We start from the raw sequence: 2,943 nt of genomic DNA, 5'->3' as shown, positions 1-2,943 counted from the left end.
TTTTCCGGTAGCGGGTCGACCAAGCGGGTACGATCTAGCCCCAGACTAGCAGGAGCGGCTGTCTGAGGCTGTGTATGATCGCTTGCCGAGACTCGAACGCGTTTCACTGTTTTGTCGTGAGTATCTTTAGCACTATTCGGTAGCTTTTGCGGCCCCTTGCGGAAGCGCACCGACATACACCGATTGCGGCCGAATCAACCGGTTGTTCTCCGCCTGCTCTAGGATGTGCGCCGTCCAGCCTACGGTGCGGCTGAGCGAGAAGGTCGCCGTGTACAGCGACTTCGGGATTTCGACGGCCCGCAAGATGGTTGCCGCCCAGTATTCCACGTTGGTATACAACCTGCGGCCTGGCTTGTATTCTTCAAGCAGCCGGACGGCAGTTTCCTCCACATGCGTGGCGAGATGAAACCAGGCGTCCTTATCTGCCATCTGCGCCACGATGTCGCGTAGCGCGCGAGCGCGCGGATCATTCGTCTTATACACGCGGTGCCCAAACCCCATCAGCCGGTGATCCGCGGAAAGCTTCTTTCGCAACCAAGCCTCGGCCGACTCGGGAGAACCGATTTGCTCCAGCATGTCGATGACGCCCGAGGGGGCTCCACCGTGCAGCGGGCCCTTCATAGCGCCAAGCGCCGCCGTCAACGCGGACGCCATGTCCGACTGCGTCGAGGTGACCACGCGGGCGGCGAAGGTGGAAGCGTTCATGCCGTGTTCCATGGTCAGTATGAGGTAGGCCTCAAGGGCTCGCACATGTTCATCCGCCGGTTTCTGACCCGTGAGCAGATACAGGTAGTTCGCGACGTGGGACAACGTTGGATCGGACCGCAAGGGTTCCCGGCCCTGCAGTCTGGCCTGGCGGAAGGCGATGATTTCCGGAATGAGAGCGGCATAATGCGCGGCATCATCACGGGCCGGGGGCCATGGTCTGGGGCTTGCCAGGGCGGAGAGGGCTGTGCGGAGCACGCTCATCATATCGTGGTCGGCCGGGAGGCTGTCAATGAGCGTCCGCACCCTATCCGGTAGCTGCCGCCGCGCCTTGAAGGCGTCCACGAGACGGGCTGTCTCGGCTGGGTCCGGGAGGCGGCCGTACCAGAGCAAATATGCGACTTCCTCAAAACTGCGCGATTTGGCCAGGTCCTGCGCGACATACCCGCGGTAGACCAGTTCTCCCTTTTCGCCGTCGACCAGGCTGAGTTCCGTCTCGGCGGCCACGACACCTTCCAATCCGTTTGTCTGCGCCATGTCCTGGTTCACTCCTCTGATTCATTTACACTCATCATAGATGGAATTTCAGATAATGTATAATGAATAAAGATGAATGAATTGATAACGGATCGTAATTGGAACAGGATTATAGCGCCGGATGACGGACTGGGGGGCAAGTTATGGACGTAGAGTGGCTGCGTACATTTGTCATTGCGGCCGAGGAGGAAAACTTCCACCGCACGGCGGAAAGGCTGCACCTCGCGCAGCCTACTGTGACTATGCAGATACAAAAACTTGAACAGGAGTGGGGCGTCCGTCTGTTCGAACGCCGCGGCCGCCAGGTTCACCTCAGCGCCGCCGGCCATCGCCTGCTCCGCCGTGTGAGGGCCCTTCTGGCAGCTTACGAGGAGAGCCTTGAGGATCTGGCGCGTTGGCAGCAGGGCTACGACGACCGCGTCACCCTCGCGGTTTCGCCGCTCGTCGCGACGACCTATTTGCCACTCTGGATTCGTGAGTTTTCCCGTGTCCATCCGGAGGTCGAGCTGGCGGTCCAGGTGAGAGAGTCGAGCGAGATTGTGCCACGCCTGTTCGAGCATGAGAGCGACGTCGCCTTGAGCCGGCTTCAGGTCGCCCATCCGCAGATCGAATGCGTGCCGCTGTATGAGGATCCGATTGTCTTCGTGGTGCCGCCAGACGAGTACGACATCGATGGCCCGGCGGCTGCCCCGAACGATTGGCTTCGCGACTACACCGTATTGACGCATAGCCATCCGGAGTACTGGGATGACCTGCTGTTGGCTTTGCGGCGTCTATATCCGGCCATCCGCACCATGAGGGTGAGTCAGACGCATGTCGCGATGCACTTTGTCGGCGAGCGTATGGGGGTGTCGTTCCTGCCGGAGAGCAGTGTCCGTCGCGAGGTCCTGCGTGGCCGCCTGCAGGAAGTCCCGTTTCCCGCTTTTGAGTTGCCGGTCGCACATACGTACCTGTTAACCCGGCGGCCCATGAGGCCGGTGGTGCAAGAGTTTGTCGCTGTGATTGAGGACTACATGAAGATGCGCCCAATCCGCTGACGGATCGGGACTGGGGCGATAGATGTGGGAATAATGGTGAACTCCACGCGATCCGGTCGAGCGGCCGTTCGACCGCTCGTTTTCTCCTGAGTCGTGGGACGTACGTGATCGTCCGACGTACAGTATCATTCACGCAGCCGCCTGCGGCCCGGCGAAGTATTCGTGCAGGACCAGGGACGCGGCGCCGACGGCGCACGCGTTGCGGCCAAGGGACGAAGTCTGGATGCGCAATTGTGTATACGGAGTCGTGAAACACCGGTTCTGTACGGTCTGTTCCAGTGGGCGCAGCAACCACTCTCCGGCCGCGGACAAACGGTTGCCAATCAGGATGAGCGAAGGATTCAGCCCTCCCACCAGGTTGGCCACCCCGATGCCAAGGTACTGACCCACCGTTTGAATGGCCTGCAACGCGTCCGCATCCCCGGCGTCCAGCCGCGCCAGGATGTCTTCACTGCTGCAGGCCGATCCGGTCAACTGGCGATACCTCTGCACGAGCGCGCGCTCAGACGCGTACATCTCCAGGCAGCCGTGATTCCCGCAGGAGCATTTGAGCCCCTGCGCCTCAATCGTCATGTGGCCGAACTCGCCGGCGATGCCTTGGCTGCCGCGAACTAACTCGTTGTTGACGATGATGCCCGTGCCGATACCGGTGCCGGCGCTTATG

3 protein-coding genes are annotated in these 2,943 nt (G+C 60.9%); 1 reads left to right on the top strand and 2 read right to left on the bottom strand.

Annotated features, from left to right (window positions below; genetic code table 11):
* Positions 1-132: 132 nt before the first annotated feature.
* On the bottom strand, positions 133-1,242 hold the full coding sequence (locus tag ASH01S_RS17370; protein ID WP_067929692.1) for a citrate synthase/methylcitrate synthase: 1,110 nt from the start codon (positions 1,240-1,242) through the stop codon (positions 133-135).
* 143 nt (positions 1,243-1,385) lie between these two features.
* On the opposite strand from ASH01S_RS17370, the gene ASH01S_RS17365 reads away from it, so the two are divergent.
* On the top strand, positions 1,386-2,279 hold the full coding sequence (locus ASH01S_RS17365; protein ID WP_067929691.1) for a LysR family transcriptional regulator: 894 nt from the start codon (positions 1,386-1,388) through the stop codon (positions 2,277-2,279).
* Positions 2,280-2,408: 129 nt separating this feature from the next.
* Here the strand turns inward: ASH01S_RS17365 and ASH01S_RS17360 are convergent.
* On the bottom strand, positions 2,409-2,943 hold a 535-nt coding region (locus ASH01S_RS17360), incomplete at its 5' end, for an ROK family protein (RefSeq protein ID WP_169794273.1).

The sequence above is a fragment of the Alicyclobacillus shizuokensis NBRC 103103 genome, from assembly GCF_001552255.1.
In the GTDB taxonomy this organism is placed as follows: Bacteria; Bacillota; Bacilli; order Alicyclobacillales; family Alicyclobacillaceae; genus Alicyclobacillus_G; species Alicyclobacillus_G shizuokensis.
The sequence above is the reverse complement of the archived record's forward strand: the minus strand, read 5'-3'. Positions and strand labels throughout refer to the sequence as shown.